Raw genomic sequence first — 24,333 nt, forward strand, 5'->3', positions numbered from 1 at the left:
TTATACGGTGAAGCGCTGGTGTTAACGAAACATTAATTGCTATTTAGCCAGATCAGGTTTTCCCGCTGTTCCCAATCGCGAAGCTGTGCTGCCTGTGGACTACCTGGCGGTGTGGGGCACCACACCAGTAGGGTGCTGTCAGGAAACAGTTGCGGACGGATCTGGTTCAGGGAATGTGCGACAACGTCGACCCGCCAACCTTGCTCGCAGGCTTTCCAGCCCTCCAGCCACAGTCGGGTGGTGTCATCGGTATTCCAGCCAACCACCACCGCGTGATGGCCGGGGCGTTTCCAGGCATGGGCGAGACATTGGGCGATATGATTGATCAAGATGCCGTCGAGCAGGCTGCGCAGCGCCAGTAGCGTTGGCTGCGGGCTTAACAGGCGGTGGCGGAGCGGATTAATCAGGTAATGGACCAGCGTTTGCGCGGAATAGCTGTGGCTGCGCTCTTTTAGCCATAGGCGCAAGCGTTGGTAATGACCTTCCTGTAGAAAACCGAGCAATATCTCCTGCTGTTCGCGCCAGCCGTCTTCAGCATCCTCTTCGCGGTCAGGTAGCAGGTTTTTTACCTTGCTGACCTGTACGCCGGCATCAATCCAGCGCTTAATTTCGCGAATACGCTCAATTTCATTGTCATTGAATAATCGATGACCGCCATCGGTGCGCTGCGGTTTAATAAGTTCATAACGTCGCTGCCAGGCTCGCAGCGTCACGGGATTGATATCACAAAGCTGAGCCACTTCGCCTATCGTATACAGCGCCATTTTCCCCTCCCGCCGTGTTCTCCTGATTTAACTGTAGAAGGGGTTTATCAATTGTTCATTTTTTGCGCTTTCGGGCGCTAATGAGACGATGGGAAGTGTGATCGTCACCATGATTTATCATTTTCTTGTATCGCTTCAAAGAAAGTTATAGGCGGTCAGTGTATGTTACGCGCTTTCAAAGGTTGTGTGGTTTGCGGGTATGTACGAGTTCGATCTGGTATTGCTGCTGCTCCAGCAGATGTGCGTGTTTCTGGTCATCGCCTGGCTGATGAGTAAAACGCGGCTGTTCATTCCCCTGATGCAGGTCACCGTGCGTTTGCCGCATAAGTTACTGTGCTATGTCACCTTCTCAATTTTTTGCATTATGGGGACCTATTTCGGTCTGCATATCGAAGATTCTATTGCAAATACCCGCGCTATTGGCGCAGTGATGGGCGGCCTGCTCGGCGGCCCGGTGGTCGGCGGCCTGGTGGGCCTGACCGGGGGCTTGCATCGTTATTCGCTGGGCGGAATGACGGCGTTAAGCTGTATGGTGTCGACCATTGTCGAAGGGCTGCTCGGTGGTCTGGTGCACAGCATTCTAATCAGGCGCGGCCGCCCGGATAAAGTGTTCAGCCCGCTTACCGCCGGGGCGATTACCTTTTTCGCTGAACTGGTACAGATGCTGATAATCCTGCTCATTGCGCGACCCTTTCAGGATGCGCTGCACCTGGTACAGAGTATTGCCGCGCCGATGATGGTTACCAATACCGTCGGCGCCGCGCTATTTATGCGTATCCTGCTGGATAAGCGGGCGATGTTTGAAAAATACACGTCGGCTTTTTCCGCCACCGCGCTGAAAGTGGCGGCCTCTACCGAGGGGATCCTGCGTCAGGGATTCAACGAAGAGAATAGTATGAAGGTGGCTCAGGTGCTGATTCAGGAACTGGATATCGGTGCTGTAGCCATTACCGACCGCGAGCGGCTGCTGGCGTTTACCGGCATCGGCGATGACCACCATCTACCAGGTAAGCCGATCTCATCATCCTATACGCAAAGGGCGATTGATACCGGCGAAGTGGTTTATGCCGACGGCAACGAAGTGCCGTACCGCTGTTCAATTCATCCTGGCTGTAAACTGGGTTCAACGCTGGTGATCCCGTTACGCGGCGAGAACCAGCGGGTGATTGGCACCATTAAGCTATATGAAGCGAAAAACCGCTTGTTCAGCTCGATTAACCGTACGCTGGGGGAGGGGATCGCCCAGCTACTGTCGGCGCAGATCCTTGCCGGTCAGTATGAACGGCAGAAGGCGTTACTGACCCAGTCGGAAATTAAGCTGCTACATGCTCAGGTCAACCCGCACTTTTTGTTCAACGCCCTGAACACGCTGAAGGCAGTGATTCGCCGCGATAGCGATCAGGCCGGACAACTGGTGCAGTATCTATCAACCTTCTTTCGCAAAAATCTGAAGCGACCAACGGAGATCGTCACCCTGGCGGACGAAATTGAACATGTGAATGCCTATCTGCAAATTGAGAAGGCGCGATTCCAGGATAATTTACAGATACGTATGCAGGTTCCTGCATCGCTTGAACATCTGCAGCTACCGGCGTTTACGTTACAGCCGATAGTCGAAAACGCGATCAAGCACGGCACTTCTCAGCATCTTGGCGTAGGCGAAATTACCATTCGCGCCAGTCAGCATGAGCGTTGGTTACAGCTGGATGTGGAAGATAACGCCGGGCTGTATCGGGATAACCCTAATGCCAGCGGGCTCGGAATGAGCCTGGTGGACAGAAGACTGCGTACGCGCTTCGGCGCCGACTGCGGAATTAGCGTCGCTTGCGAAGCGGAACATTTTACCCGCATTACGCTGCGACTGCCTCTGGAGGAGAATGCATGCTAAAAGTTTTAATCGTCGATGATGAGCCGCTGGCGCGGGAAAATCTGCGCATTCTGCTGGAGGCGCAAAGCGATATTGATATCGTCGGCGAATGCGGCAACGCCGTCGAGGCGATTGGCGCGGTGCATAAGCTGCGTCCCGACGTGCTGTTTCTGGACATTCAAATGCCGCGCATCAGTGGGTTGGAGATGGTTGGTATGCTCGATCCAGAGCATCGCCCCTATATCGTCTTTTTAACCGCCTTCGATGAATATGCGGTGAAGGCCTTTGAAGAGCACGCCTTTGATTATCTGCTCAAGCCGATCGAAAACGCCCGGCTGGAGAAAACCCTGAGCCGCCTGCGCCAGGAGCGCAGCCTGCAGGATGTATCCCTGTTGGATGATGCCCGGCAGGCGCTGAAGTACATTCCCTGCACCGGTCACAGCCGCATCTGGTTGCTGCAGATGGAAGATGTGGCTTTTGTGAGTAGCCGGATGAGCGGGATTTACGTCACCGATAGCGAAGGCAAAGAAGGGTTTACCGAACTGACTTTGCGTACGCTTGAAAGCCGTACGCCGCTGTTGCGCTGCCACCGTCAATATCTCGTTAACATGGCGCATTTGAAGGAGATCCGCCTTGAGGAGAATGGGCAGGCGGAATTGTTAATGCGCGCCGGGCAAACGGTGCCGGTCAGCCGCCGCTATCTGAAAAGCCTGAAGGAGGCGATTGGGCTGTAAAAACGCGGAATCATGGTAGACTTAGCGCCAGCATTTTTCATCATGAAGGCATTATGATCAGTAACGATATTTTACGTAGCCTGCGCTACACCCTGAAAACGAATAATAACGGTCTGGTACGCATCTTTGCGCTGGCGGATGCGCCGGTGAGTGCGGAACAACTGGTACCCTGGCTGAAAAAAGAAGAGGAAGAAGGGTTTGCGCGCTGCCCGGATGTCGTGCTGTCGAATTTCCTCAACGGTCTGATTTACGACAAGCGTGGTAAAGATGAGTCGGCGCCGCCGCTGGCGGTCGAGCGCCGGGTGAATAACAATATCGTACTGAAAAAATTGCGTATCGCCTTCTCATTGAAGACCGACGACATTCTGGCAATCCTGACTCAGCAAAAATTCCGTGTGTCGATGCCGGAAATCACCGCCATGATGCGCGCGCCGGACCACAAAAACTACCGCGAATGCGGTGATCAGTTTTTGCGCTATTTCCTGCGCGGTCTTACCGAACGCGAGCACGCCAAAGGCTAAGCGCCTGACTTGACCCGGGCCTGCGCCCGGGCCCTGCACCTCTTTACTTCTTCACCTCTTTAAAACCCTGCGATTCCAGCAATTTAGTTGACACAGATAGTGAAACAAACTGTTGTGAGCAGTCGGTGAATATCGAGCCCGGCAGTTTGCACAGCTCGCTGATTTTCGCTTTGCTAAAATCCACGGTCAGATGCTCAAGCGCATAGGAATCTTTATAGTCGATGGTCTGTTCTACGCCCTGTAGATTACGATACACGCTGCTAATCGGCTCAATAATGGCCCGCGCCTGTTCTTTATTTTCGGCGCCGATCGATTTATAGGGAATGGTGTTGTCGGCATCCTGACGCAATACTTTGTCGCCGTCATAGTGGTAGGTAAAGCTGAGTTCGACGCCGTTGGTATTCAGCGCAAAGGTTTTACTCTCTTCTTTTTTATTATCGCAGCCGGCGAGGGCCGCCAGCAGAACAGATACGGCCAGCACGCCAGCCATCTTGCGGTTAAATTTCATCACGATTCCCTATGTTGAGTGGTATTGCGCGTCCAGAGAGGAGCAGACAGTAATGATTATTATGGCTATTGCGCGTTGTCGCAACAGAAGGCGTGAAGGGAATAAAAAAGCGCTGCCGGAGCAGCGCTTTTACGGAGGTTATTTAACCTGCTGACCCGGCTGTGCGCCGCTGTCAGGGCTTAACAGGAAGATATCTTTCCCGCCAGGGCCGGCGGCCATCACCATCCCTTCGGAGATGCCGAAGCGCATTTTACGCGGCGCCAGGTTGGCGACCATCACTGTCAGGCGGCCAATGAGCGCCTGCGGGTCCGGGTAGGCGGAGCGGATGCCGGAGAAGACGTTACGCTTCTCGCCGCCGAGATCGAGAGTCAGGCGCAGCAGCTTATCGGAACCGTCGACGAACTCGGCGTTTTCAATCAGCGCGATACGCATATCCACCTTGGCGAAATCGTCAAAGGCGATAGTTTCCTGGATCGGATCATCGGCCAGCGGGCCAGTCACCGGCGCGGCGGCGGCTTTCACTTCTTCTTTAGAGGCTTCCACCAGCGCTTCGACCTGTTTCATCTCAATGCGGTTGTACAGCGCTTTGAAGGCGTTAACCTTGTGCGCCAGCAGCGGCTGCTGGATGGCGTCCCAGCTCAGCTCGGTGTTGAGGAATGCTTCAGCGCGCGCGCTCAGCCCCGGCAGAACCGGCTTCAGCCAGGTCATCAGCACGCGGAACATGTTCAGCCCCATGGTGCAGATTGCCTGCAGATCGGCGTCGCGGCCTTCCTGTTTTGCCACCACCCACGGCGCCTGCTCGTCAACATAGCGGTTAGCGACGTCGGCCAGCGCCATAATTTCGCGGATGGCTTTACCGAACTCGCGGCTTTCCCACGCTTCGCCGATAGCGGCAGCCGCATCGGTGAAGGTTTTATACAGCGCCGGGTCAGCCAGTTCGGCGGAGAGCATCCCGTCGAAGCGCTTATTGATAAAGCCGGCGTTACGCGAAGCCAGGTTCACCACTTTGTTAACGATATCGGCGTTAACGCGCTGGATAAAGTCTTCCAGGTTCAGGTCGATATCATCAATGCGCGAAGAGAGCTTAGCGGTGTAGTAGTAGCGCAGGCTGTCGGCGTCGAAATGGTTCAGCCAGGTGCTGGCCTTGATAAAGGTACCGCGTGATTTGGACATCTTGGCGCCGTTTACCGTGACATAGCCGTGAACGAACAGGTTGGTCGGCTTACGGAAATTGCTGCCTTCCAGCATGGCCGGCCAGAACAGGCTGTGGAAGTACACGATATCTTTACCGATGAAGTGATACAGCTCGGCACTGGAATCTTTCTTCCAGTATTCATCGAAGCTGGTGGTGTCGCCGCGTTTGTCGCACAGATTCTTAAAGGAACCCATGTAACCGATCGGCGCATCCAGCCAGACGTAGAAGTATTTGCCCGGCGCGTTGGGAATTTCAAAGCCAAAGTACGGCGCGTCACGGGAAATATCCCACTGTTGCAGGCCGGATTCGAACCACTCCTGCATTTTGTTCGCCACCTGCTCCTGCAGCGCGCCGCTGCGGGTCCACGCCTGCAGCATTTCGCTAAAGGACGGCAGGTCGAAGAAGAAGTGCTCAGATTCACGCATCACCGGCGTCGCGCCGGATACTACAGATTTCGGATCGATGAGCTCAGTTGGGCTGTAGGTGGCGCCGCAGACTTCGCAGTTATCGCCGTACTGGTCCGGAGATTTACACTTCGGACAGGTGCCTTTGACGAAGCGGTCCGGCAGGAACATGCCCTTTTCCGGATCGTAGAGCTGAGAGATGGTGCGGTTTTTAATAAAACCGTTTTCTTTCAGACGGATATAGATAAGCTCCGACAGCTCGCGGTTCTCGTCGCTGTGCGTCGAGTGATAGTTGTCGTAGCTGATATCGAAACCGGCAAAATCGGTCTGATGCTCCTGACTCATCTCGCCAATCATCTGCTCCGGGGTGATGCCAAGCTGCTGCGCTTTCAGCATAATCGGGGTGCCGTGGGCGTCGTCGGCGCAGATGAAGTTGACTTCGTGGCCGCGCATTCGCTGGTAACGGACCCAGACATCAGCCTGGATGTGCTCCAGCATGTGGCCGAGGTGGATAGAGCCGTTGGCGTACGGCAGCGCGCACGTTACCAGAATTTTTTTCGCGACTTGAGTCATAGTGGGCATTACATCTTCTGTTGTAAAAAGGGCTTTTGATGTTACCTGAAAGGCAATAATTTGGTAAGCCCAAAGCTTATTGTGGGGGAATTATTCCCTTTCAGGTAAACTTAACGGACAAGAATCAACTCACAATAACAAAGGAGTCGGGATGAGTTCGCAATCCCAGGCCAAATCCCCCGAACGTCTACGCGCGATGGTCGCCGGGACTCTGGCTAATTTCCAGCACCCAACCTTGAAACATAACCTCACCACGCTAAAGGCGCTGCACCATGTCGCCTGGCTTGACGATACCGTGCATATCGAGATCCAAATGCCGTTCGTCTGGACCCGCGCGTTTGAGGCGTTGAAGGAGCAATGCAGCGCCGAGCTGCTGCGTATCACCGGCGCGAAAGCCATCGACTGGAAGCTCTCTCACAGTATCGCCACCCTGAAGCGGGTGAAAAACCAGCCGGGTATTAATGGCGTGAAAAACATCATCGCCGTCAGTTCCGGTAAAGGCGGGGTGGGCAAATCCTCTACCGCCGTCAACCTCGCGCTGGCGCTGGCGGCGGAAGGGGCCAAAGTGGGTATCCTTGATGCCGATATCTATGGTCCGTCGATTCCGACCATGCTTGGCGCGGAAGACAGCCGCCCGACATCACCGGATGGCACCCATATGGCGCCGATTATGAAGTATGGCCTGGCGACGAACTCCATCGGATATCTGGTGACCGATGACAACGCCATGGTGTGGCGCGGCCCGATGGCCAGCAAGGCGCTGATGCAGATGCTGCAGGAGACGCTGTGGCCGGATCTGGATTACCTGGTGCTGGATATGCCGCCGGGAACTGGCGACATCCAGCTGACCCTGGCGCAGAACATTCCGGTAACCGGCGCGGTGGTGGTGACGACGCCGCAGGACATCGCGCTGATCGACGCCAAAAAAGGCATTGTGATGTTTGAGAAAGTAGAAGTGCCGGTCGTAGGCATCGTGGAAAACATGAGCATGCATATCTGCAGCAACTGTGGCCACCACGAACCTATCTTTGGCACCGGCGGCGCCGAGAAGCTGGCGGCGAAGTACCACACTCAGTTGCTAGGCCAGTTGCCATTGCATATCACGCTGCGTGAAGATCTGGATAAAGGCACGCCGACGGTTATTGCGCGTCCGGAAAGCGAGTTTACCGATATCTACCGCCAGCTGGCGGGACGCGTGGCGGCGCAGATGTACTGGCAGGGCGAGGTTATCCCGAGCGAGATCGCCTTCCGCGCCGTTTAAGGCTGGGTGTAACGCATCAGCCAATAATCTCCGTCAGGAGACGCGCCCTGGGCTTCGAGTTTCCAGCCGTGATGCTGGTAGAAGCGCAGGGCGTTTTCATTTCGAGACAGACACTTCAGCGTACCACGGTGCTTGAATGAGCGCTGAACCTGTTCCAGCAGCAGGCTACCGACGCCTTTTCCCTGCCACTGCGGATCCACAAACAGGTTATGCAGGAAGTTGTCGATAACCCACACCGAGGCGAATCCTGCCAGCACATCGCCGCATTCGGCGACCCATAGCTGTTCGTCTTGCACCACGACATCAAAATCTTCCAGCCGCCATTGATCGCCGTTAAGCCATGTCCATGAGGCAAGACGCGCGTCAAGAAACAGCTGACGCAGGCGAGGGTAGTCGCTGGCGCGACCGGGGCGAATGCGCAATTGCGCCTGCGTCGAGGACTTAGCGATGATAGAAGATCTCGCCGTCATACACTTTCAGGATCTTGCCTTCGGTGTCGGTGATCAGAACGTAGTTGCCGCCCATATAGGTCCAGTGACTGCCGGCATCCGGCGCGGGCAGGTTACGCAATTGCCACTGTTTGATGTTGTACTCTGGAGTGAGGTACATCGCCGGCACGGTATCGCCAATATGAAATTGGGTAAAATCAGCGGTGAATTCTTTCATCGCATACTGTTCAATCCCGGAGGCCGGCGCCGCCCAGCTTGCGCTGGCGCTGGCAAGAAGTACGCCCAGAAGCATCATTTTTGTTTTACGCATATTTTCCTCAATATTACCTGGACTCAAAATAGCAGCCTCGTATCATTCCTGAAGCGCTGCTGAAATGGCAAGCACTGGTTTTTTAAAAAGTGTAAGCAAAACACGGCTGAAGTCTTGTCCCGCTTGCGTTGTTAGGCGGTAAATCGCTATTTTGGGAGCATTCTGAAGCAGGGGAGACTTGGCATGTTCAGGCTGGAAGATCTGACCTTATTTGTCCGCGCGGCGGCGTTAGGCAGTTTTAGCGAGGCGGCGCGGGAGGCGGGGCAGCAGCCAGCGCAGGTCAGCGCGGCGATCAAACGCCTGGAAACGACGCTCAACATTCGCCTTTTTGCTCGTTCGACCCGTAGCCTGCGCCTGACCCCGGAGGGCGAAACCTGGCTGCCCTACGCCACCCAGATGCTTGATACCCTACAGGCCGGGTTACAGAAAATTCAGGCGCCGGGGGATGAAGTCCGCGGCACGCTGCAAATTGCCGTGCCATCCGATCTTGGACGTAACCTGCTGCTCAAGGTGTTTTGCGCTTTTCGCGAACGTCACCCGGCGTTGCGCCTGCGGCTGCACTTTTCCGATCATCTGACCGACGTGTTTAAAGATCCGGTGGATGTCGCTTTTCGCTACGGCTACCACGAAGACGCTTCGTTTATCTCGCTGCCCGTCGCGCCGGAAAACCGTCGGGTGTTGGTGGCTTCACCGCAGTGGGTTGCCCGCCACGGTCAAATCAGTAGTCTGGAGGAGTTATCCCGGCACAGCGCGCTGTTGTACGTATTACGCGGCCGCCCTTTTGACCGCTGGCCGCTGATTTCAGGTAATGAAGTGCATACCGTGGAGATGAACGGCGCGATTATGAGCGATGATGCGGAGGTGATCCGTCGGCTGGCGGTAGCCGGGGAGGGGATCGCTTATAAATCGTTTCTTGATGTCAGCGACGACCTGCGGGAAGGGCGTCTGGTGCGGTTGCTGCCGGACTTTCAGGGCGATTTAACGCCGCTGAACATGATTTGTCCGCACCGCAAACAGCTCTCTGCCGCGGTGCGTTTGTTATATCAAGAGGTGAAATCACATTGTGAAGCGCTTAGTGCTTAACTAAGGTCGCGAAGTAATAGATTAGCGGGATCGCCAGCACCCACAGGCCAATCGGAATTTCACGCCACTTGCCGGCGATTGCTTTAATGACAATGTAAAACAGCAGCCCGCCGGCAATACCGGTGCCGAAGCTGTTGGCGATTAGCGTAATCATCACCATCATTAACACCGGCAGTCCGTCGGTAAAGTTCCCCAGATCGACTTTGCGCAGGCCGCTAAACATGTTCAGGCCTATCAAAATTAACGCCGGCGCGGTGGCCTCTTTAGGGATCATGAGCGCCACCGGCGTAAACAGCAACATCAGCAGGAACATCACCGCCGCCGAGAGCGCGGTGAGGCCGGTCTTGCCGCCGGCTTCCGCCGCCGCGGATGATTCAATCAGCGCCGTGGCCGCCGGAATACCGACCCACGGGCCCAGCGCGGCGGCAATCGAATCGACCATAAACGGGCGATTAATCTGCGGCATGTTGCCTTCTTCATCCAGTAAGCCCGCCTCGCCGCCGACCGCCAGCGTCGTACCCATGGTCGAGAAAAACTCGGACGCGAAAAAGACGAACAGGAACGGCAGGAAGGCGATATTTAATGCCCCCAACAGATCGATTTGCCCGAACACCGGAGCCAGCGAGTGAGGAACATCAATAAAGCTGTCCGGTAGCTTTGTCACGCCGAATGGAATACCCACCAGGGTGGCGAAAAGAATAGCCCACAATATCGCGCCTGGCACTTTACGCGCCTGTAGCGCTATCGCCAAAAACAGGCCGCACAGCGCCACCAGCGCGCCGGGGGCAAGAAAATCACCGAGCATCAGGGCGTTGGTTTTGGCATTCGCCAGCACCAGCCCGGCATTGCGAAAGCCGAGCACCGCAACGAATAACCCGATCGAGGCCGTCAGCCCCAGCTTAATTGATTGCGGTACCGAGCGGGTGACCACTTCGCGCAGGCCGAATTGGGTCAACAGGAAGAAGAGGATCCCCGACCAGCAGGCAATCCCGAGGCCAATCTGCCAGCCAATACCTTCGCTGCCCGCCAGCGTCACCCCCACCAGTACCGAGCCGCCAATGCCCGGACCGACGATAAACGGCAGGTTGGCATAAAACGCCATTAATAACGAACCGGCGACAAAGACCAGGATGGTGCCGGTGGTGGCGGCGCCTTTATCCATTCCGCCAATCGCCAGCAGTCCTGGAATAACCACCAGTAAATAGGCGGCGGCGAGAAAGCCGGTGATCCCGGCCAGGCATTCGGTGCGTAGCGAACCGCCCCGTGAGTGCAGCGCAAAGCGGCGCTCCAGCCAGTGGCTACGGGCAGAAGTATGAAGTGTGTTATCGGCCATGCTCAGGCTCCCTGAGGATTATTGTTGTGATGAGTTGGCGCCGGAGTCTCCCGGCAGGCTATCAACGGGTCAACTATCTGGCGACTGCCGCCGTCGGTGAGACCCAAATCGGTTAGATGCGGCCCGGCATTACAGGCGAGGCAGGTGCCTTCAATCGCTTTAAATACCCGGTATGGCGGCTCCCAGTCGGCGACTTTACTGCTTAAATCTCGCAGCTCGTGGAACTGCCGCGCCAGCTCGGCGGCGGGAAGATCGGAGAGCATGCCGGCAATCGGCATCGCCACATGGGCCAGGATCTCGCCATGTTGCGCCAGCGCCATTCCGCCGCCGGAAGCGATCAACTGATTTGCCGCCAGCGCCATATCATTCGCAGCGCGCCCGAGCACCACCAGGTTATGTGAGTCATGCGAGTAGCTGGTGGCAATGGCGCCGCGCAGCTCCCCCCAGCCTTCGAGCAGGGCGATTTGCGGCGTTGCCTGATGGCGGCCATGGCGGTGCTTCACCCAAATCAGGCTAAACCCCGCGGGCAGTTGTACTTCGCCGTCGCGGATCTGTACTTCTACTTCACCCCATTTCGTGAAGCGCGCGCCGCTGATGTGGCGCAGGCGGGCGACACCATGGCGAATGCCCTTAATTCGCAGAATAAAATCTTCTGCATCGAGGGGGGCTAACTGCAAGGTATCACGCGGTGGCGTCACGCCGGGCGCGGCGGCAAGGGGGGTTAGCAGGTGACCGTTACGAGCGATAAGTTTGCCGCCGACATAGACCTCCTGAGCCTCGAGTTTCTCCAGCGAATCAAACACCACCAGATCCGCGCGTCGCCCCGCGGCAATTAGCCCAAGATCGTTGCGCTGCAGGCGAATAGCGGCATTGAGGGTGGCGAAACGCAGCACATCGACCGTTGGCAAACCGTGTGCAATCAGCAGGTTGAGCAGGGCAATAATGCCGCCTTTCTCCAGCAGCATATCCGGCGGTACGTCATCGGTGCAGACGGTGATTTGCGAGGAGAGATGCGGCAGCGTTTTTAACGCCGCAACGATATCGGGCAGTAGATAGGGGTGCGAGCCGCGAATTTCGATAGTCAGCCCGGCGCGCAGTTTTTCCAGCGCATCGGCCGCTGAAGTCAGTTCGTGATCGGAGGTGACGCCGGCGGCGAGATACGCCTGTAAATCGGCGCCGCTGAGCCCACGGGCATGGCCCTCAATCAGTTTGCCGCTGTTAAGTCCGGCCTGGACAATCTCCTGCATCCGTTCGCTGCCGTTCAGCACGCCATGCATGTCCATCACTTCCGCTACGCCGCGTACTTCCGGCCAGCCAAGCATAGTTTCCATTTCAGCGCCGGCGAAATCAGCGCCGGACATTTCGAGACCTGGCGTAGAGGGGACGCTGGATGGCGCGGCCACCATCACCTGTAGCGGCAGGTGGCGGCTGGCATCAACCGCGTAGCGCACGCCATCGACGCCGAGCACGTTGGCCAGTTCATGTGGGTCCCAGAACACCGCGGTGGTACCCTGCGTCAGGACGATTTCGGCGTAGCGCTCGGGCGGAAGATGCGAACTTTCAAGGTGTACGTGGGTGTCCATCAAGCCAGGCGACAGATAGCCTCCCTGCAGCGAGCGCACTTCATGGGCGTCGGTGCGGCTGCCGCGCGGATGCACGCTGGCAATCATTTCCCCAACGATGCCGACGTCAGCGTCGCGGATTTCGCCAGTGGCCATATCGACGATCTGCGCATCGACGAGCAACAGATCAAACGGGGATTCGCCGCGTGCGGCCTGCACGGCGCGACGACGGACTTCAGCATTGCTGGACATAACAACTCCACCACAAGGATAATGCGGATACTCTAGGGGCACAGCAAACGTTTGCCCAGATGAATAAATTTATCGCCCGATAAGCTCGGGTTATTCTGTATGACCATTGGTAGCGAACCTGACAATGAACGAACCCTGGCAACGTCTGCCCGCGCTCTCACTGAAACAACTGCAGTATTTTGTGACCCTGGCTCAGTTGCGCCATTTTACCGATACCGCCAATCGGCTGGCGATTAGCCAACCGGCGCTCAGCAGTGCGCTACGGCAGATTGAAAGTGTGATCGGCGGCAAGCTGGTCAATCGTACCGCCTCGGCGGTGACTCTGACGGAACTGGGGGCGGCGATTTTACCCCATGCCCAGCGGATACTGAGCGTGGCCCAGGCTTCTTTTTTTGATATGCAGCAGATCGTGGAAGCGGGCGGCGATGGTACGGTACGTATCGGGCTGGTGCCGTCGGTGAGCTCGCTGCTGTTTCCGCTGCTGCCGCAGACTCTGGCGCAAGCCTTTCCGCGTCTGCGCATCGAATTTCATGACCAGACCAACGATGCGTTAATGCGGGCGCTGCAAAGCGGTGAGATTGATTTTGGTATCGGCGCGATCGACAGTTCGCTACCAGCTGAGCTACTGGTTTATCCGCTACGCGAGGATCCGTTCGTGGTGGTACTGCACCGCGACGATCCGCTCGCTGCGCAGCCAAATTTACCGTGGAAGCAGTTGGTAGGCCGTGATATTGCCGTTTTCTCAAAGGGGAATATTCAGCGGCTGGTGGCGGCGCTGGTGGAAAGCCAGCGTTTGACCTTAACGACGCGTTACCAGGTAGACTATATCGAAACCCTTTATGGGCTGGTACGTTCGCGGCTGGCGGTGGCCATTCTCCCGGCGCTGTATACGACCTATTTGCACGATCCGGCGTTAAAGGTGGCGCAACTGCAGCAGCCGGCGCTCACGCGGACGGTGGCCCTGATGCGTGGGCCGCAGGCGCTTGCACCGTTAATCGAAGAGTGTTTTTCTCTGTTACAGTCCGCATTGCGCTAGGGCAGGTGTTTTATCAGTACGTCCACCGTCAAATGGTTGATGTACTCCAGCGAGTGCGAGGACAGCACCCCCAGCAGCCGGTTATGGTGTCCGGCGATAATTAAATCGATATGGCGTTGTTGTACGCACTCTTCGACATCAGCAAAACGGCGGGTCGTCACCAGCGATAGCGTCTGTACCGGCAGGGCGACGGTCGTCGCCAGCTCGTTGAGCAGGGCTTTGGCCTGAATGACCTCTTGCGATACTTCATCATTCTGCAGGCTGTCGGACACGTAATTAAGCGCCCGGTAGTCGGTGCTGATGTGGGCGATGGTAATCCGCATCCCGTTTTCCTGCGCCATCCTGGCGGCGTGTTGTAGCAACGGAACACCATCAAGGCTGCTATTAATCAGTACCAGCGCATGGTGATAAACGGTCATATATACCTCCGCGCAATAAAACAGTCCTGAACTCATTTTGGGCCTGCGGCGAGGGGAACGCAAATCAGAACATGCGAGGCGAATGGATAAAAAAATCCCCCGCGGCCAGAAAGGGCGCGAGGGAGATTCAGCGATTATCGCTTACGGGGTGACAATGTTGAACCAGAATTCAAATTTGTCCATGTAGCTCAGCATTTCATCGAGCTTAGCGCCATTGCCGCTAATCTTGACGTCGCCCTTATCTTCAGCCTGCTTCAGCGTTTCCTGTTTCAAAATGATCTTGTTCAGGGTATCGCGGTTCAGAGTAATACTGGCGTCAGCGTTGTCTGCTACCGCATTAGCGGTGTGGTTAAGCACGCCATTTTCCAGTTCCAGCTTGTACTTACCGCCATCTTTACCAAGATCGATGTTGAAGACCGCTTTTGCCGCGCCGGCTTTCTGGCCGTTGATATGTACGCCCAGGTAGTCGAAGAACATCTCCGGAGTCATTGCACGAACGGTATCCGGGCTGGCGGTGTTAGGCGTCGGGAGCTTCTGTACGCCGTTACGCAGTTCCTGCGCGCCGGTCAGGTAGAAGTTGCGCCAGGTACCGGCTTCCGCCTGGTAGCCTAACTGCTCCAGGGCATCCGCTTCGAGGTTACGCGCATCGGCATTCTGCGGGTCGGCGAAGACGATTTTACTGGTCACCTGCGCCACCCAGCGGTAGTTCCCCTGCTGATAGTCGGCTTTGGCTTTCTGCATGATGGCATCGGCGCCGCCCATGTATTCAACGAACTTCTTCGCAGCCTGTTGCGGCGGCAGCTCGTCGAGGGTCGCCGGGTTGCCATCGAACCAGCCGAGGTAGTAAACGTACGTCGCTTTCACATCGTGGCTGACGGAGCCGTAATAACCGCGGCTCGACCACTGTTTTTCCAGCGATTCCGGTAGCTTGAAGTTAGCGGCGATTTCATCGCGGGTCAGGCCTTCGTTGGCCATACGCAGGGTCTGGTCGTTGATGTAGCGATACATGTCGCGCTGACCTTTCATCAGCTTGATAATGTTGTCATTACCCCAGGTTGGCCAGTGGTGCTGAGCGATAATGACTTCAGCATCGTTGCCCCAGCGGTCGATAGCGGCGTTAATATATTTTGACCAGGCCAGCGGATCGCGGATCTTCGCGCCGCGTAGCGAGTAAGTGTTGTGCAGGGTATGGGTAACATCCTCTGCCGCTTCAATCATTTTCTTCTCTTTGACATACCACAGCATTTCCGACGGTGCTTCGGAACCTGGCGCCATCATGAAGTCGTAGGTCAGGCCATCAATCACTTCCTGCTGGCCGGTTTTAGTGATGTAGTTGGTCGGCTGGAGCAGCGTCACGGTACCCGCAGAGGTGGTGGTGCCAAGACCAGCGCCGACCTGGCCTTTGGCGTCAGGCTTCAGCAGGTTGCCGTACATATAGCTGGCGCGACGACTCATCGCGGTACCGGCCATAATGTTCTCGGAAACCGCTTCTTCCATGAATCCGGCCGGGGCGTAGATTTTTACTTTGCCAGCCTTCACGTCGGCTTCATCAACCACGCCGCGGATGCCGCCGTAGTGGTCAACATGGCTGTGGGTGAACAGGACGGCGACAACCGGCTTTTTACCGCGGTTGGCGTAGTAGAGATCCATCGCTTCTTTCGCCGGCTCGGCGCTCAGCAGCGGGTCGATAACGGTGATCCCTTTCTCGCCTTCGATGATGGTCATGTTGGAGAGATCGAGATTACGGATCTGATAAACACCGTCGGTGACTTTAAACAGGCCGCCGATATTAATCAGCTGTGACTGGCGCCACAGGCTCGGGTTAACGGTATCCGGGGCTTTTTCACCTTCTTTGACGAAGTCATATTTTGCCGGGTTCCAGATAACGTTGCCTTGCTCGCCTTTAATCATGGTCTGCGGCAGCGCGGCGATAAAACCTTTATGCGCGTTATCGAAATCAGTTTTATCGGCAAACGGCAGTTTGTTGTACAGCGCGTTATTTGCCTGCTGAGTTGCCGGGGTGGCGTCCTGCTGCTGGGCGGCAGCGAAGGCGGAAAGCGACAGCGAAGTTAAAACACCGGCCAGAGCCAGATGTTTAGCGATCTGATTTAATTTCATTGCATGGCCTCTTAGATTATTTGTTCCGCTATCAATGTTTAATATCAGCGGATAATTCAAATGCGGACTAATTACTGGCCATTTTAAAGCGAATACTTTGCGTTGATAGTCCCATATGGGACTGGTCATTATCAAAGAAATAATCACCCTCGAATCTGCTATCACTTCGCTGCTATACTCGATACCACAGCAGACTGCGCAGCAAGGGGCATAGCGTGAATTTTCAGGATATCCATAGCTATTATCAGCAACTCAACATTGATGCCTTTTTTCCGCAAATAATTGCGCAAGGGGAAGCCCTGACGGTTGCGGCTAATAAAAAATTAGCAATTCAGCCAGGATATATTTATTTTTGCACTGAAGGTTCGCTGTCAATATTAATGCCGGATAGTGGCCTTCATATTGGTAATTCCATTGAGTATATGCCGATAGGGCTTATGGAAAGGTACTGCCCGCTGGCGAAGTTTGAATATATCGGCAGCGCAGCGGTGAAGCTGGTTAAAGTCACTTATGATGTCTTTGACCAAATCTTTTTACACGGCGGTCCTGAACGCGTCCAGGAGCTGGCGACCATCCTTATCTATATGTCGATTTTTACTATCGATCTTCATAACGAACGCCGGCAGATGACCAGCTACCAGACTATCAGACCGATGCTGTTTCGTTATCTTTATCGCCAGAGTACCCATCAGGGGGAAAACGAAGGCCTGGCGCTGTTTATTATTAAGCGCACTAATCTGTCGCGCACGCATGTTTTTCGGGTGCTGGCGGATCTGAAAGCCGGGGGCTATATCACGATGAAGCGCGGCAAACTGGTTTCCATCGACCGACCATTGCCGGAAGCTTACTAGCAAATAGGGAAAACTCCCGCGACCGAGCGCCGCGGGAGCAGGGTATTATGGCGTAACGATGTCGAACCAGAATTCGAACTTGTCCATATAGCCCAGCATTTCATTGAGCTTATCGGCGTTACCGGTGATTTTCGCGTCGCCGTTATCGACGGCCTGCTTCAGCGTCTCCTCTTTGAGGATGATCTTATTCAGGGTGGCGCGGTTGAGGGCAACAGTGGTATCGGCATCTTTCGCTTCCGCGTTGGCGGTATGGTTCAGTACGCCGTTTTCCAGCTCCAGCTTATACTTGCCGCCGTCGCTGCCGAGATCGATATTAAAGACCGATTTCGCGTTACCCGCTTTCTCGCCATTGATATGTACCGCCAGATAGTCGAAGAACATTTCCGGGGTCATCGCGCGCACGGTATCCGGGCTGGCGGTGTTCGGGGTTGGCCCTTTCACCACGCCGTTACGCAGTTCCTGCGCGCCGGTGAGGTAGAAGTTACGCCACGGGCCGGATTCCGCCTGGTAGCCTAACTGTTCAAGGGCATCAGCTTCCAGATTACGCGCATCTTGGTTTTTCGGATCGGCGAAGACGATTTTGCTGACGACCTGGGCTACCCAACGATAGTTACCCTGGTCGTAATCCTCTTTCGCTTTCTTCATGATGGCATCGGCGCCGCCCATGTAATCGACGAATTTCTTCGCCGCTTCTTCCGGCGGCAGTTCGTCGAGGGTCGCCGGGTTGCCGTCGAACCAGCCGAGATACAGCACGTAGGTGGCCTTCACGTCGTGGCTAACAGAGCCGTAGTAACCGCGGTTGGCCCAGGTGTTGGCAAGGCTATCCGGCAGTTTGAATTTGGCGGCAATTTCATCGCGAGTCAGCCCTTCGTTAGCCATACGCAGGGTCTGATCGTTAATGTAACGGTACAGGTCACGCTGGCTCTTAAGTAGGTTGACCACGTTTTCGTTGCCCCAGGTCGGCCAGTGGTGCTGAGCCATAATAATCTCGGCCTTGTCGCCCCAGCGTACAATCGCTTCGTTGATGTACTTCGACCACGGCAGCGGTTCGCGGATTTTCGCGCCGCGCAGCGAATAGGTGTTGTGCAGGGTGTGTGTTACGTCTTCCGCGGATTCAATCAGTTTTTTCTCTTCGATGAACCACAGCATTTCCGATGGCGCTTCTGAACCTGGCGCCAGCATAAAGTCATAGGTCAGACCGTCAATAACTTCTTTCTGACCGTCTTTTTCAATGATATTAGTTGGGGCAATCAGGGTAACGGTACCCGCCGAGGTGGTGGTGCCCAGACCGGCGCCGACCTGTCCGGTGGCCGATGGTTTCAGCAGGTTGCCGTACATGTAGCTGGCGCGGCGGCTCATGACGTTACCGGCCATAATGTTTTCAGCCACCGCCGCTTCCATAAAGCCGGACGGCGCGTAAATTTTCACTTTCCCGGATTTCACATCCGCTTCATCTACTACGCCGCGCACCCCGCCGTAGTGGTCAACGTGGCTGTGGGTATAGATAACGGCGACGACCGGTTTCTTACCGCGGTTTTTGTAATACAGATCCATGCCCACTTTGGCGGTTTCTGCCGACACCAGCGGATCCACGACGGTAATGCCTTCTTTACCTTCGATGATGGTCATGTTGGAAAGATCCAGATTGCGGATCTGGTAGACGCCGTCGGTCACCTCAAACAGGCCGCTGATGTTAATCAGCTGCGACTGCCGCCACAGGCTCGGGTTGACGGTATCCGGGGCTTTTTCACCTTCTTTGATGAAAGAGTACTGTTGCGGATCCCATACTACGTTACCTTGTTCTCCTTTAATGATCTCGGTGGGAAGGGCGGCAATAAACCCTTTATGGGCGTTGGTGAAATCGGTGTTATCTGAGAAGGGGAGTTGGTTATAGAGAGCGTCGTTGGCTTGTTTAGTGGCAGCGGTCGCTTCTTTTGCGGCGACTTCCGCCCATGCTGACAAGCTGATCGATGACAGCAAGCCGGCAATGGCTAATCCTTTCACTATGGGGGTCAATTTCATTGGAATCCTCTTACCTTAATGGCGATTCACTCGTTAATTCCGATCTGACGTGGTGTTACAACTTGTAACGCTTTCTTGAACTATAACCAATTGTTTACATTGAGCAAGTTTGTGGTTACAAAAAAAATACATTAATTAAAAAACCACTCTCTCGTAGGTAAAATGAGATTTATCCAATGGGATTAATGCCGCTTATTTAGCTCGGCGTTTGACGTGTCGGCTACTGCGGAGAAGGGGAAAAAAGCGGCCCTTAGGCCGCTTTTAAATTAACAAGGAAGCGGCGCTATTTGGCGTAGCCTAAAAATTTACCGTCCTGCATGACGGCAATTTTTCCTGATTGGTAGACAATAAAAACGTATAAACCCTGAGAATAGGTTTTCGCGTCAGCATTGCTTTCGTCTAAGGCCGCGGGTTTGCCATCAACTGTCAGCCCGGTTGAGTTTGTGACAAGCTTCATGCCATTGAAGATCTTCACTTTTTTGCTGGATTGCGCTTTCTGCACGGGATATAAAGCCTGTGCATTTTCCAGCGCCTGTTTCTCCGCTGCGGCGTTCACCGTAGCCTGTTTGTTTTGTTCCGCAATATAACAGGCATCTTTACTGATCCCCTGTGCTTCGCACTCGGCCATACGCTGCGCTGGTGAACTGCAACCAATCGCGATGGCTGCGCTGAGTGCCAGCAGCAGCATAGAAACGTGTTTCACTTTCATCATTAACGACCTTAGTGTCGAAATTATTTTTAACATGTTATGCAAACTAACGGCAGCGGCGACTACTGCGGTTACTGTGTTCGCTTAGTTAGTAACGCATAGTAACTATGTCTTATGGTTATTAAGTGAATTGTGATCTAAATCAACCGCCGCACGGATAGCTAAAATTTTGTGTAATCGCTTACATGGCGCAGGAAAAAGTGGCGTCTCTGTGGCAACGTACAAGGACGATACAACGACGCGTAATGACGGTATGCAAATCAGCCATTATGATGGCGCTTTCTGCAAGGATCATAAGGGATTATGAAGTGGATACTGTTGAGGAAATAAATGGAACATACTTTTTTGCGGGGCGTTCAAACCTTACCGCCTCAGAACTATTTTTCATGGTCTTTGTCTTCAATACTGCTGATCAATTTGGTATCAAAGATGTTGCCTCTGTATATGCACTGTATGCGGGTATAAATGATCAGGCGACACGGGCTAAACCTGGAACGGCAATTCCTGGAACATCCAGACTATCGAAAGGTGCCAGACGAGTATTTGGCAATAGAATGTTCCCATTTGGGTTAAAAATGCCTACATGGATTGGCGGTTATACTCCATGGACTGTAAAAAGGAGGATGGTGAGGAAAATTGGAACGTGGGTGGGACGGACTATTCCCCTCATTGGTGAAGTGATCATTGTGGCTGATGTATCGCAGATCATTTACAACACGATCATTGAATACAATACCATCGCGCGGGGCAACGATAAGCTATGGTAGAAGATATCGAAAAACGCGTCATCAAGTTGTTCACTATTCGTAGTGGGACCTATATCCTCAGGAACAAGAAATACGCTACATACACGGCAGACTCGAGTATTCATTTTGATGTCCAGTTAGATCAAGATGACGTTGAAGAGTTAGTTGAAGACTATGCAAAAGAGTTCAACGTCGACATGTCGAATTTCCATCTTGAAACGTACTATCCCGAAGTCAATTTTTCATGGAATCCATTTAAAAAGCCTGAACCAGTAGATGTTCCAGAGTTCACCATTGATATGTTTATCCAGTCTGCCAAAGCCGGGAGATGGCTGTACGATTAAGGGACATATCGCCGGGAGACATACCGCTTTTACCGTTTACAAGACTTATCGCTGGCATTACTATCCTGATTAAAGATTAACGGAACGTTAGTCGCCATTTTGTACCAAATGACTCGGGGTGCCCTTCTTTGTGAAGGCTGAGAAATACCCGTACCACCTGATCTGGATAATGCCAGCGTAGGGAAGTCAGAGACCGCATGGTCTGCGCTGCTTCCTCATCTGGCGGGAGCAAACCATGCATCAACCGCTAAATCCGGCGCATATCGCGCACCTGCAGCAGCTTTTCCGCACCTCTTCGCCGCTTGTTCACTGTATGACCAACGATGTGGTCCAGACTTTCACCGCTAACGTCCTGCTGGCTATTGGCGCCTCGCCGGCGATGGTGATTGATCCTACGGAAGCCGCGCAGTTTGCCGCCATTGCCGATGCGCTATTGATTAATGTCGGGACCTTAACCACTGAGCGCGCCAACGCGATGCGCGCGGCGGCGCAGAGCGCCCGCCAGGCGGGAAAACCCTGGACGCTGGATCCGGTTGCCGTCGGCGCGCTGACGCTACGCACTGATTTTTGTCGCGAATTACTGGAACTGCGGCCTGCGGCAATTCGCGGCAACGCCTCGGAAATCATGGCGCTGGCGGGGAGCAGCGGCGGCGGGCGCGGCGTGGACACGACCGATAGCGTAGCTGCGGCGTTACCCGCAGCCCAGGTGCTGGCGCGCAAGCTCAATACCGTGGTCGCGGTGACGGGCGAGGTGGATTACATCAGCGATGGTGAGCGCACGCTTGCCGTGAGCGGCGGTGATGTCCTGATGACGCGGGTGGTAGGGACCGGCTGCGCGTTATCCGCGGTTGTGGCGGCAAGCGCCGCGATGCCCGGCGATCGGCTGCAAAACGTGGCAGCCGCCTGCGGCCTGATGAAAATGGCGGGAGGTGAAGCGGCGCGACACGGCGGCCCCGGCAGTTTTATCCCGGCATTCCTCGACGCGTTATACGCGGAGGTGGCGGCATGAAGCGGATTAACGCCTTAACCATCGCCGGCACCGATCCCAGCGGCGGCGCCGGGATCCAGGCCGACCTCAAAACATTCTCCGCACTCGGCGCTTACGGCTGCTCGGTGATCACCGCGCTGGTGGCGCAGAATACCCGCGGCGTGCAGTCGGTATACCGCATTGAGCCGGACTTCGTGGCGGCGCAGCTGGATTCGGTGTTTAGCGACGTGCGAATCGATACTACGAAAATCGGCATGCTGGCGGAAACCGATATCGTTGAAGCGGTGGCGGAACGTCTTGCCCGCTATCAAATTGCCAACGTGGTGCTGGATACCGTGATGCTGGCGAAAAGCGGCGATCCGCTGTTATCCCACTCGGCAATTGCGACGCTGCGCCAGCGCCTGCTGCCGCACGTTTCACTGATCACCCCGAATTTGCCGGAGGCCGCGGCGCTGCTCGATGCGCCGCATGCGCAAAGCGAGCGCGAGATGCTGGAACAGGGCAGGGCGTTGTTGGCGCTAGGCTGCGGGGCGGTATTAATGAAGGGCGGACATCTGGACGACGCCGAAAGCCCGGACTGGCTGTTTACCCGCGAAGGCGAACAGCGCTTTACCGCGCCGCGCGTGCAGACCAAAAATACCCACGGTACCGGCTGTACGTTATCTGCCGCGCTGGCGGCGTTGCGTCCGCGCTATGCCGGTTGGGGACAAACGGTCGCCGAAGCGAAGGGCTGGCTGTCGGCGGCGCTGGCGCAGGCCGATTCGCTGGAGGTTGGGCACGGTATCGGCCCGGTACATCATTTCCACGCCTGGTGGTAAATGGCAGTGAAACGAGACAGCAGAATCTACTGAAAAAACGCGCTCCCGGCTGGAAAATATGCTAACTCGGTACCAGGCTTAACCTGCCCAAAATTTTTGGGTTGGGATAAAACATGCTGGCTGCGGCCAGCACTTACGGGAGATAGCTATGACTGATATTACGCAGTTGCTTGGCAAAGATGCCGACAGCCTTTTACAGCACCGTTGTATGACTATTCCAGCCGACCAACTCTATTTACCGGGAGCGGATTACGTCGACCGGGTGATGGTGGATAACAACCGCCCGCCTGCGGTGCTGCGTAATATGCAGACCCTCTACAACACCGGGCGTCTGGCGGGAACGGGGTACCTGTCCATTCTGCCGGTCGACCAGGGCGTAGAGCACTCGGCGGGCGCGTCGTTCGCCGCCAACCCGCTCTACTTCGATCCGAAGAATATCGTGGAACTCGCCATCGAAGCCGGCTGTAACTGCGTGGCTTCTACCTATGGCGTACTGGCCTCGGTATCGCGCCGCTACGCGCACCGCATTCCATTCCTCGTTAAGCTCAACCATAACGAAACGTTGAGCTACCCGACCGAGTATGACCAGACTCTGTACGCCAGCGTCGAACAGGCGTTCAACATGGGGGCGGTCGCCGTTGGCGCGACGATCTATTTCGGCTCCGAACAGTCGCGTCGGCAGATTGAAGAGATCTCCGCCGCCTTTGAGCGCGCGCACGAGCTCGGCCTGGTCACCGTGCTGTGGGCCTATCTGCGCAACCCGGCATTCAAAAAAGATGGTGTCGATTACCACGTTTCCGCTGACCTGACCGGCCAGGCCAACCATCTGGCCGCCACCATTGGCGCTGATATCGTGAAGCAGAAAATGGCCGAGAACAACGGCGGCTATAAAGCGGTGAACTTCGGTTATACCGACGATCGCGTCTACAGCAAGCTGACCAGCGATAACCCGATAGATCTGGTGCGCTATCAGCTGGCAAACTGCTATATGGGCCGTGCCGGGTTGATTAACTCCGGCGGGGCGGCGGGCGGCGAAACCGACCTTGCTGATGCGGTGCGCACGGCGGTGATCAATAAACGCGCCGGCGGTATGGGGCTGATCCTCGGTCGTAAAGCCTTTAAGAAATCGATGAGCGAAGGCGTGAAGCTGATCAACGCGGTGCAGGATGTCTATCTGGACGGCAAAGTCACCATCGCGTAAGGCAAAAATCCGGGCGCGAGGCCCGGATTGACTATTTTACTTACCCCGGTCTCCGGGGTTTTTTTATGATTTTACTGTGCTGACGTTCAGCGGTTCAGCCGCTTCGCTGGTAGCAAAACCGGGCTGCTCAACGCGAATAAACGGGCACAGGAAGAAGGCCAGAATATAGAGCGCGGTATAGGCCACCACCACGCCGATGGTGCTGAAGTGCGGCAGCAGCACCACCGCAATCGCCGGTGCGAGGAAGTTCGACAGCCCGGCCGAC

At 55.3% G+C, this 24,333-nt stretch carries 23 protein-coding genes, 1 pseudogene and 1 riboswitch; of the genes and pseudogenes, 12 read left to right on the forward strand and 12 right to left on the reverse strand.

Translation table 11 applies throughout. The features are described from left to right. Positions 1 to 32: 32 nt before the first annotated feature. Positions 33 to 764 carry a MerR family transcriptional regulator gene (locus ABLU86_RS08050; RefSeq protein ID WP_015365744.1) on the reverse strand — a complete coding sequence of 244 codons (732 nt, stop codon included), beginning with the start codon at positions 762 to 764 and terminating at the stop codon, positions 33 to 35. Positions 765 to 963: 199 nt separating this feature from the next. On the opposite strand from ABLU86_RS08050, the gene ABLU86_RS08055 reads away from it, so the two are divergent. From ABLU86_RS08055 to ABLU86_RS08065, 3 genes are read left to right on the forward strand one after another with little or no spacing between them, the layout of a single operon-like run. After that, positions 964 to 2,652: a sensor histidine kinase gene (locus tag ABLU86_RS08055; RefSeq protein WP_015365745.1), complete on the forward strand. Its 1,689-nt coding sequence runs from the start codon at positions 964 to 966 to the stop codon at positions 2,650 to 2,652. Beyond that, positions 2,646 to 3,365 carry a two-component system response regulator BtsR gene (gene btsR, locus ABLU86_RS08060; protein WP_015365746.1) on the forward strand — a complete coding sequence of 240 codons (720 nt, stop codon included), beginning with the start codon at positions 2,646 to 2,648 and terminating at the stop codon, positions 3,363 to 3,365. The genes ABLU86_RS08055 and btsR overlap by 7 nt, the downstream gene beginning before the upstream one ends. 53 nt (positions 3,366 to 3,418) lie before the next feature. Then, the gene (locus ABLU86_RS08065; protein ID WP_020078305.1) at positions 3,419 to 3,886 is read left to right on the forward strand and encodes a DUF1456 family protein; all 468 of its coding nucleotides are present in this window, start codon (positions 3,419 to 3,421) and stop codon (positions 3,884 to 3,886) included. A gap of 43 nt (positions 3,887 to 3,929) precedes the next feature. On the opposite strand, the gene ABLU86_RS08070 is transcribed toward ABLU86_RS08065, so the two are convergent. Both ABLU86_RS08070 and metG read right to left on the reverse strand, forming a co-directional pair. Continuing rightward, positions 3,930 to 4,394, reverse strand: a complete 465-nt coding sequence (locus tag ABLU86_RS08070) for a YehR family lipoprotein (protein WP_348796130.1) — start codon at positions 4,392 to 4,394, stop codon at positions 3,930 to 3,932. 138 nt (positions 4,395 to 4,532) lie between these two features. Continuing rightward, positions 4,533 to 6,566 carry a methionine--tRNA ligase gene (metG, locus tag ABLU86_RS08075; RefSeq protein ID WP_348796153.1) on the reverse strand — a complete coding sequence of 678 codons (2,034 nt, stop codon included), beginning with the start codon at positions 6,564 to 6,566 and terminating at the stop codon, positions 4,533 to 4,535. A 151-nt stretch (positions 6,567 to 6,717) separates the two neighbouring features. Here metG and apbC point away from each other — a divergent pair, with 151 nt between their 5' ends. Next, positions 6,718 to 7,827: an iron-sulfur cluster carrier protein ApbC gene (apbC, locus tag ABLU86_RS08080; protein WP_015365751.1), complete on the forward strand. Its 1,110-nt coding sequence runs from the start codon at positions 6,718 to 6,720 to the stop codon at positions 7,825 to 7,827. Here the strand turns inward: apbC and ABLU86_RS08085 are convergent. Together ABLU86_RS08085 and ABLU86_RS08090 are read right to left on the reverse strand one after the other, a co-directional pair. Continuing rightward, positions 7,824 to 8,276: a GNAT family N-acetyltransferase gene (locus tag ABLU86_RS08085; protein WP_348796152.1), complete on the reverse strand. Its 453-nt coding sequence runs from the start codon at positions 8,274 to 8,276 to the stop codon at positions 7,824 to 7,826. The genes apbC and ABLU86_RS08085 overlap by 4 nt on opposite strands. Further along, complete coding sequence (locus ABLU86_RS08090) at positions 8,269 to 8,586, reverse strand: RcnB family protein (RefSeq protein WP_015365753.1); 318 nt, start codon at positions 8,584 to 8,586, stop codon at positions 8,269 to 8,271. The genes ABLU86_RS08085 and ABLU86_RS08090 overlap by 8 nt, the downstream gene beginning before the upstream one ends. A 183-nt stretch (positions 8,587 to 8,769) precedes the next feature. On the opposite strand from ABLU86_RS08090, the gene ABLU86_RS08095 reads away from it, so the two are divergent. Next, positions 8,770 to 9,669: a LysR family transcriptional regulator gene (locus ABLU86_RS08095; protein WP_015365754.1), complete on the forward strand. Its 900-nt coding sequence runs from the start codon at positions 8,770 to 8,772 to the stop codon at positions 9,667 to 9,669. On the opposite strand, the gene ABLU86_RS08100 is transcribed toward ABLU86_RS08095, so the two are convergent. Both ABLU86_RS08100 and ABLU86_RS08105 read right to left on the reverse strand, forming a co-directional pair. Next, positions 9,659 to 11,002, reverse strand: a complete 1,344-nt coding sequence (locus ABLU86_RS08100) for an NCS2 family permease (RefSeq protein ID WP_020078310.1) — start codon at positions 11,000 to 11,002, stop codon at positions 9,659 to 9,661. The two genes, ABLU86_RS08095 and ABLU86_RS08100, sit on opposite strands and share 11 nt — an antisense overlap. Before the next feature lie 2 nt (positions 11,003 to 11,004). Further along, positions 11,005 to 12,816, reverse strand: a complete 1,812-nt coding sequence (locus ABLU86_RS08105; RefSeq protein ID WP_126026711.1) for an adenine deaminase C-terminal domain-containing protein — start codon at positions 12,814 to 12,816, stop codon at positions 11,005 to 11,007. 124 nt (positions 12,817 to 12,940) lie between these two features. Here ABLU86_RS08105 and ABLU86_RS08110 point away from each other — a divergent pair, with 124 nt between their 5' ends. Continuing rightward, complete coding sequence (locus tag ABLU86_RS08110) at positions 12,941 to 13,852, forward strand: LysR family transcriptional regulator (RefSeq protein ID WP_015365757.1); 912 nt, start codon at positions 12,941 to 12,943, stop codon at positions 13,850 to 13,852. Here the strand turns inward: ABLU86_RS08110 and ABLU86_RS08115 are convergent. Both ABLU86_RS08115 and ABLU86_RS08120 read right to left on the reverse strand, forming a co-directional pair. Next, a complete protein-coding gene (locus tag ABLU86_RS08115) occupies positions 13,849 to 14,271 on the reverse strand; it encodes a universal stress protein (protein ID WP_015365758.1) in 423 nt (140 codons plus the stop codon). The two genes, ABLU86_RS08110 and ABLU86_RS08115, sit on opposite strands and share 4 nt — an antisense overlap. A gap of 141 nt (positions 14,272 to 14,412) precedes the next feature. Beyond that, positions 14,413 to 16,389 carry an alkyl sulfatase dimerization domain-containing protein gene (locus ABLU86_RS08120; protein ID WP_015365759.1) on the reverse strand — a complete coding sequence of 659 codons (1,977 nt, stop codon included), beginning with the start codon at positions 16,387 to 16,389 and terminating at the stop codon, positions 14,413 to 14,415. 215 nt (positions 16,390 to 16,604) lie between these two features. On the opposite strand from ABLU86_RS08120, the gene ABLU86_RS08125 reads away from it, so the two are divergent. Then, positions 16,605 to 17,240 (forward strand): helix-turn-helix domain-containing protein, encoded by a 636-nt coding sequence (locus ABLU86_RS08125; protein ID WP_045359644.1) that lies wholly within the window; start codon positions 16,605 to 16,607, stop codon positions 17,238 to 17,240. 45 nt (positions 17,241 to 17,285) lie between these two features. Here the strand turns inward: ABLU86_RS08125 and ABLU86_RS08130 are convergent, their stop codons facing one another. Both ABLU86_RS08130 and ABLU86_RS08135 read right to left on the reverse strand, forming a co-directional pair. Next, entirely contained in the window at positions 17,286 to 19,262 is a 1,977-nt protein-coding gene (locus ABLU86_RS08130) for an alkyl sulfatase dimerization domain-containing protein (RefSeq protein WP_045359647.1), read from the reverse strand. Positions 19,263 to 19,545: 283 nt separating this feature from the next. Next, positions 19,546 to 19,971 (reverse strand): lipoprotein precursor-like protein, encoded by a 426-nt coding sequence (locus ABLU86_RS08135; RefSeq protein ID WP_032706050.1) that lies wholly within the window; start codon positions 19,969 to 19,971, stop codon positions 19,546 to 19,548. Between the two features lie 308 nt (positions 19,972 to 20,279). On the opposite strand from ABLU86_RS08135, the gene ABLU86_RS08140 reads away from it, so the two are divergent. The 5 genes from ABLU86_RS08140 to fbaB all read left to right on the forward strand — a co-directional run bounded on the left by ABLU86_RS08140 (position 20,280) and on the right by fbaB (position 24,068). After that, positions 20,280 to 20,738, forward strand: coding sequence for an STM2901 family protein (locus tag ABLU86_RS08140; protein ID WP_032715594.1), 459 nt, complete (start codon positions 20,280 to 20,282; stop codon positions 20,736 to 20,738). Continuing rightward, positions 20,732 to 21,061, forward strand: a complete 330-nt coding sequence (locus tag ABLU86_RS08145) for a DUF1493 family protein (RefSeq protein ID WP_032714951.1) — start codon at positions 20,732 to 20,734, stop codon at positions 21,059 to 21,061. Before ABLU86_RS08140 ends, ABLU86_RS08145 begins: the two co-directional genes overlap by 7 nt. Positions 21,062 to 21,165: 104 nt before the next feature. Further along, positions 21,166 to 21,262: riboswitch (TPP riboswitch) on the forward strand. A 34-nt stretch (positions 21,263 to 21,296) separates the two neighbouring features. Next, positions 21,297 to 22,070 (forward strand): hydroxyethylthiazole kinase, encoded by a 774-nt coding sequence (gene thiM, locus ABLU86_RS08150; protein ID WP_042893804.1) that lies wholly within the window; start codon positions 21,297 to 21,299, stop codon positions 22,068 to 22,070. Then, the gene (gene thiD / locus ABLU86_RS08155; protein WP_032708734.1) at positions 22,067 to 22,867 is read left to right on the forward strand and encodes a bifunctional hydroxymethylpyrimidine kinase/phosphomethylpyrimidine kinase; all 801 of its coding nucleotides are present in this window, start codon (positions 22,067 to 22,069) and stop codon (positions 22,865 to 22,867) included. Before thiM ends, thiD begins: the two co-directional genes overlap by 4 nt. Positions 22,868 to 23,015: 148 nt before the next feature. Beyond that, entirely contained in the window at positions 23,016 to 24,068 is a 1,053-nt protein-coding gene (gene fbaB, locus ABLU86_RS08160) for a class I fructose-bisphosphate aldolase (protein WP_015365768.1), read from the forward strand. Between the two features lie 63 nt (positions 24,069 to 24,131). Here the strand turns inward: fbaB and ABLU86_RS08165 are convergent. Continuing rightward, positions 24,132 to 24,333, reverse strand: a pseudogene (locus tag ABLU86_RS08165) (cytochrome C biogenesis protein CcdA); the annotation flags it as partial.

It is taken from the genome of Klebsiella sp. JN_Kp121, assembly GCF_040062145.1.
Taxonomy (GTDB): Bacteria; Pseudomonadota; Gammaproteobacteria; order Enterobacterales; family Enterobacteriaceae; genus Klebsiella; species Klebsiella aerogenes.